Origin of the sequence: Saccharomonospora halophila 8, assembly GCF_000383775.1 — a bacterium.
Lineage (GTDB): Bacteria > Actinomycetota > Actinomycetes > Mycobacteriales > Pseudonocardiaceae > Saccharomonospora > Saccharomonospora halophila.
The window spans coordinates 8,094-13,557 of record NZ_KB912565.1 but is presented as its reverse complement, the minus strand read 5'-3'; the positions used below and the strand labels follow the sequence as shown (position 1 = coordinate 13,557).

The 5,464-nt window shown below is 70.6% G+C and carries 6 protein-coding genes; 3 read left to right on the top strand and 3 right to left on the bottom strand.

The genetic code is table 11. The features are described 5' to 3' along the window. Nucleotides 1-664, top strand: a 664-nt coding sequence (locus tag SACHA_RS22310) for a VanW family protein (RefSeq protein ID WP_019810913.1), incomplete at its 5' end; no start/stop codon positions are given. An 85-nt stretch (nt 665-749) separates the two neighbouring features. Here SACHA_RS22310 and SACHA_RS0114570 read toward each other — a convergent pair. After that, nucleotides 750-2,603, bottom strand: a complete 1,854-nt coding sequence (locus SACHA_RS0114570; protein ID WP_019810912.1) for an acyl-CoA dehydrogenase — start codon at nt 2,601-2,603, stop codon at nt 750-752. A 262-nt stretch (nt 2,604-2,865) separates the two neighbouring features. After that, nucleotides 2,866-3,702: a response regulator transcription factor gene (locus SACHA_RS22305; RefSeq protein ID WP_019810911.1), complete on the bottom strand. Its 837-nt coding sequence runs from the start codon at nt 3,700-3,702 to the stop codon at nt 2,866-2,868. Between the two features lie 266 nt (nt 3,703-3,968). On the opposite strand from SACHA_RS22305, the gene SACHA_RS25550 reads away from it, so the two are divergent. Continuing rightward, nucleotides 3,969-4,133 carry a hypothetical protein gene (locus SACHA_RS25550; protein ID WP_019810910.1) on the top strand — a complete coding sequence of 55 codons (165 nt, stop codon included), beginning with the start codon at nt 3,969-3,971 and terminating at the stop codon, nt 4,131-4,133. Nucleotides 4,134-4,200: 67 nt separating this feature from the next. Here SACHA_RS25550 and SACHA_RS0114555 read toward each other — a convergent pair whose 3' ends face one another. After that, nucleotides 4,201-4,770 carry a DUF4352 domain-containing protein gene (locus SACHA_RS0114555; RefSeq protein WP_019810909.1) on the bottom strand — a complete coding sequence of 190 codons (570 nt, stop codon included), beginning with the start codon at nt 4,768-4,770 and terminating at the stop codon, nt 4,201-4,203. Between the two features lie 251 nt (nt 4,771-5,021). On the opposite strand from SACHA_RS0114555, the gene SACHA_RS22300 reads away from it, so the two are divergent. Continuing rightward, nucleotides 5,022-5,464, top strand: a 443-nt coding sequence (locus SACHA_RS22300; RefSeq protein ID WP_039739219.1) for a DUF222 domain-containing protein, incomplete at its 3' end; no start/stop codon positions are given.

The window sequence follows — 5,464 nt, the reverse complement described above, 5'->3', positions numbered from 1 at the left end:
GCAGCGCCCCGCGCGGGACGCGCGACTCACCGTCGTCGACGGGGCGCCGTCGGTGCAACCCTCGGTGGCGGGCACCCGGGTCGACTGGCCCCGCACACTCGACCGGCTGGTCCGGGCCGCCGCCACGCCCGGACGGCGGGTGATCCCCGTCGCCTACGCGCCCGTCCCACCGTCGGTGTCCACGGCGGACGTGCGGGCCCTGGGGGTGCGCGAGGTCGTCGCACGGTTCACCACCGGGGGTTTCGTCGACGCGGTGCGGCCGAACCTGCGCGCCCTCGCCCGTGCCGTCGACGGGACACTGGTTCGGCCCGGTGCGACGTTCGACCTGGAGGAGCACACCGGCCCGCGCACCCGCTCCCGCGGCTACGTGCCCGCCCCGTTGCGCGAGGACGGCACCGGCCCCGAGACGATCGGAGGCGGGGTCAACCAGTTCACCAGCACCCTCGCCACCGCGGTCCGTCGTGCCGGGATCACCGACCTCGAACGGACCCCGCAACCGCCTTCGCTGGACCGGTACCCGGCGGGTCGGGACGCGGTGTCGCTGGCGGGTGACGGGTCGACCGTGGATTTCACGTTCACCAACGACGCCCGGACGGCGGTGTTCCTCCGGGCGTGGGTCGGCGACTCGACCGTCACGGTCGAGATCTGGGGCACCCGCCGCTGAACCCGCCGGACGGAAAGGACCCCGCCGGACGGAAAGGGCCACGCCGCGCACCGGATGCCCGACGTGGCCCCTGGACCCGACCACCTCAGAAGGCGGCTTCGTCGACCTCCATCAGGTCGTTGTCCGCGGCATCGACGACGGCGCGACGGGCGGTGAGCTCCGGCAGCACCTGCTTGGCGAAGAACGACGCGACGGCGATCTTGCCCTGGTAGAACGCGGCGTCCCGGCCGGAGGGGCCGTTGTCCAGCTTCTCGATGGCCACCTCGGCCTGCTTGACCAGCTGCCAGCCCACGAGCAGGTCACCCGCGGACATGAGCAGCCGTACGGTGTGCTGGCCGACCTTGTAGACGTTGCGCACGTCCTCCTGGCTCGACGTCAGGTGGCCGATCATCGTGCCGACCATGCCCTGCACGTCGTCGAGGGCCGTCCTGAGTAGCGCCCGCTCGTTCTTGAGCCGGCCGTTGCCCCCGTCGGACTCGATCGTGGCGGTGATCTCGTTGGCGAGGTGGCCCAGCGCCTGACCCTTGTCCCGGACGATCTTGCGGAAGAAGAAGTCCTGCGACTGGATCGCCGTGGTGCCCTCGTACAGCGAGTCGATCTTCGCGTCGCGGATGTACTGCTCGATCGGGTAGTCCTGCAGGAAGCCGGACCCGCCGAGCGTCTGCAGCGACTGCACGAGCTGTTCGGTGGCCCGCTCGGAGCCGACGCCCTTGACGATCGGCAGCAGCAGGTCGTTCACCCGCTCGGCCAGGGACTGGCTGTCGGCGTCGACGCCGCCGTCCTCGGCGACCCAGATCTGGTCCTGGTACGACGCCGTGTACAGGTACACCGCGCGCAGCCCCTCGGCGTAGGCCTTCTGCAGCATCAGCGAGCGGCGCACGTCCGGGTGGTGCGTGATGGTCACGCGCGGGGCGGTCTTGTCCGTCTGCCGGGTCAGGTCGGCACCCTGCACCCGCTCCTTGGCGTACTCCAGCGCGTTCAGGTAGCCGGTGGACAGCGTCGCGATGGCCTTGGTCCCGACCATCATCCGGGCGTACTCGATCACCTGGAACATCTGCGCGATGCCGTCGTGCACCTCGCCGAGCAGCCAGCCCTTCGCCGGGACGTCGTGCTGGCCGAAGGTGAGCTCACACGTGGTGGAGACCTTCAGGCCCATCTTGTGCTCGACGTTGGTGACGTAGGCGCCGTTGCGCTCGCCGGGCTCGCCGGTGTGCGTGTCGAAGTGGTACTTCGGCACCAGGAACAGCGAGAGACCCTTGGTGCCGGGCTTCGGCTCGATGCCCGGACCTTCGGGACGGGCCAGCACCAGGTGCATGATGTTCTCGGTCATGTCCTGGTCGCCGGAGGTGATGAAGCGCTTGACGCCCTCCAGGTGCCAGGAGCCGTCCTCCTGCTGCACGGCCTTGGTGCGGCCCGCGCCCACGTCGGACCCGGCGTCCGGCTCGGTGAGCACCATCGTGGCGCCCCACGCGCGGTCGATCATGAGCTGCGCCCAGCGCTGCTGCTCCTCGGTGCCGTTGCGGTCGAGGATCATCGCGAAGTTCGGGCCCGCCATGTACATGTACAGCGCGGGATTGGAGCCGAGCATCAGCTCGGCGGCGGCCCACTGCACCGTCGGGGGCAGCCCGAACCCGCCGAGGTTGTTGGTCAGCCCGATCCGGTACCACTCGCCGTCCCACAGCGCGCGGTAGCTCTCCTTGAACGACTCCGGCAGCGTGGCGGAGAAGGTCTTCGGGTCGTAGACCGGCGGGTTCCGGTCGGCGTCGGCGAAGGACTCGGCGAGCGGGCCGACGGCGAGGTTGTTCAGCTCGGTCAGCACCCCGCGGGCGGTCTCCTCGTCGGAGTCGCTCAGCACGCCCTTACCGAGACGTTCCTGCACGCCGAGCATCTCGAACAGGTTGAATTCGAGGTCTCGCACGTTGCTCTTGTAGTGGCCCATGTCGTCACTCCGTACGGGTTGTTCGGCATTCCGGCGTGGGCGCTCTGGCGGACACGCACTGCAACTGCCCTACTGACCGGTAACATCAGGATACTACCCATCGGTAATCGTGGGCGAGGGCTGTTCGGGCGGAACCGCTGTGTTTCGCTGCACGCCACGCCCCGGACCGTCGGGGCGGGCCGGGGTGGCGGGTCCCGCGCCGGTGTCGGGGGAAGACGTGTCGGCGACGTCGTGTCGGCGACGTCGTGTCGCGTGTGCCGGCTCAGCTCGGCTGCGGGTGCGGAGGCTGCTCGCGGGCCTGCTGCTCGGGCGTCGACCGGGCCGGATGTGCCGGTTCCTCCGGGCCGAGCACGAGCAGCCCCTCGCGGAAGGCCTTCGTCACGGCATGTGTCCGGTCGTGTGCGGACATCTTGCGCAGGATGCTCTTGACGTGGGTACGCACCGTCTCCACGGAGAGGAACAGCGACTCGGCCACCGCCGAGTTCTCCATCCCCTCGGCGATCAGATGCAGCACCTGGTACTCCCGCCGGGACAGCGGCGTCTGCGGTGGCCCGCCGCCGACACCCGGGCCCGTGCCCGGTGTGTCCAGCAGTGGAGCGAGCGCCGGGTCGGTGTGCCCGCGTTCGACGTAGGTGCGGCGGATGCCGTCGGTGAGCCTGCGGGGCTCGGCCGCACGGGGGAGGAGACCGTGGGCGCCCGCGGCGAGTGCGGTGGCGAGGTGGAGCGGGGTGCGCTGCTCCGGGCCCACCAGCACGACCACCACGAGCGCGGGGTGGCTCTCGGTGAGCATCGTGGTGAGGTGGCAGCGGGGGTCGAACGCGGCGTCGAGCAGGACGACGTCGGGACGCGCCTGTTCACACAGCTGGATGGCGGCGTGGTGGCTGGCGGCGTGGCCCGCCCAGCGCAGCCCCGGCGTGTGGTCGATCACCGTGTGCAGCCCCTCGCGGAAGATCGGCACCGGGTCCACGGCGGCCACCGAGAGCGTCCTGGTGCCCCGCTCCACGGTCCGGGCGATGCCCGGGCCGTTGTGCCCGGTGTGACCACCGTGTCCGGTGTTGCCGCTGGGTCCGGCGTTGCCGCTGTGGTCGGTGTGCGCCATCGGTGTCCTCCTCCACGCCGGGCGACGCCCGTCCTCGGTCCCCTCCGCGCCCGGCCGGTGGACCCGTCCCCTGTACGGGGGTTCCCGGTTGAGCCGAACAGACCACACGCAACCACACCGGACCCTCCGTCAAGGGAGGTTTGCGGCACTCCCCACGCGGGCCCGGCAGCGTTCACCCGGGGGCCCGGAGCGGCCACGACTCGTGTCCGGGCCGGGGAAGGCGTAGGATGTGACCGGCCACACACGACGGCATCAAGGGGGATGGCGTGCCACTGGCTCTGGTGCTCGGTCTCGTCGGGTTGGTCCTGGTCGCCGCGGCGGTGACGGTGGTGTACGAGGACCAGCGGGAGAGCCGTCGCCGGTCCCGGCGCCGGCACGCGCGGCTGGCCGCTCTCGGGGAGGTCGATTCCCGTGGGCCGACGGGGCCGTAGCCATCGGGTGGAGGGTGAGTGAGCACGGGCGAACAGGACCGGTGCGGTTCCGCCCGCCCGTCGCCCGTCAGCGCAGATCGACCACGGCTCCCTCGCTCGCGAACGAATCGTGCAGTTCGATCCGGTCGGTGGCCGTGTCGGGAGGAACGTCGAAGACGAGCTGTCCCTCCACGTTGTTGCCCGGATTGATCGGGTTGTAGAGCACGTCGTTGCCGGAGATCGACGTGCCGGCGGCCGAATCGGCCGAGTACTGCCGGTCGTTCGCGTCGAGCAGGTACTGATCGCTGTCGGCGAAGAAGCCCTGCTGGTCACCGATGTTGCTCACCCGCACGGTGACGACGACGTACTGTCCCTGGGCCTGCTGGGTCAGGTAGGGATCGCCGACCGAGTCGCGGTGCTCGACCCCGGTCACGGTGAACTCGAACGTCCCGTCGCGTACCGGCTGCCCGATGCCCGCGGTCTGCACCTCCGGTCCGGCGGGAGGTTCCTGGTCCGGGACGTTCGCGGTGTCGGTGTCGTCCCCGTCCCTGTTCGTGACCACGGCGATGATGATGCCCAGCACCGCCACGAGCGCGAGCACCCACGGCCACTTCCGCCGACGCTTCCGGACGGGCTTGTCGTCCGTCTGATCGGTCATTTCAGATCATCTTCTCTCCTCACTTCCTGCGACCCGGAACGGTGCCTTCGCCAGACCCGAGTCCGGGGCCGCCCTGCACTTTCAGCCTCGGATGCCCCGCGCCGCCCGTCGAGGGGCGATCGTCGCGTCCGGGCAGGGCCCGTCGTCGCCCGCGCGGGCGGGCCGATGAACGGACGAGCGGAGCCGTTGGACCTTCTTCTCACCCTCTTCGGCGACTGTGTGACCAGCCTGTACTCCGTAGAATCGAACACATGGTCGAAAGTGGAGAGGTTGATGCGGACGAGGGGCCGCTGGTTCGTGTGCGGGAGCTGGGTGAGCAACGTGCCCGGATCGAAGCGGAGCAGCTCCGGCAGATCGCGACCTGGTACCGGGGGTGTACGGGAGTGCGGGAGGCGGCGGCCGAGCTGGCCCTGCTGTTGTCGATCAGTGAGCACCATGCGCGGCGCAGGCTCGACCTGGCGATCACACTGGTGACGCGCCTGCCGCACACCCTGGCCGCGATGGAGGCGGGGACCGTCGACGAGTACAAGGCCTCGAAGGTCGCCGAGCCGACCGCGTGCCTGCCGGACGAAACGGCACGCGCGGTGGACCGACTGGTGGCCGGCCACCTCGCAGGCCGGGATCCGGGGACGATCCGGCGGAGGGTGCACCGGGTGGTGGCCCGGCTCGACCCGCACGGCGCCGCCGACCGTGC

Coding starts and splice junctions, on each gene's coding strand:
- SACHA_RS0114570 (WP_019810912.1), bottom strand. CDS start 2,603: ATGGGCCACTACAAGAGCAACGTGCGAGACCTCGAATTCAACCTGTTC.
- SACHA_RS22305 (WP_019810911.1), bottom strand. CDS start 3,702: ATGGCGCACACCGACCACAGCGGCAACGCCGGACCCAGCGGCAACACC.
- SACHA_RS0114555 (WP_019810909.1), bottom strand. CDS start 4,770: ATGACCGATCAGACGGACGACAAGCCCGTCCGGAAGCGTCGGCGGAAG.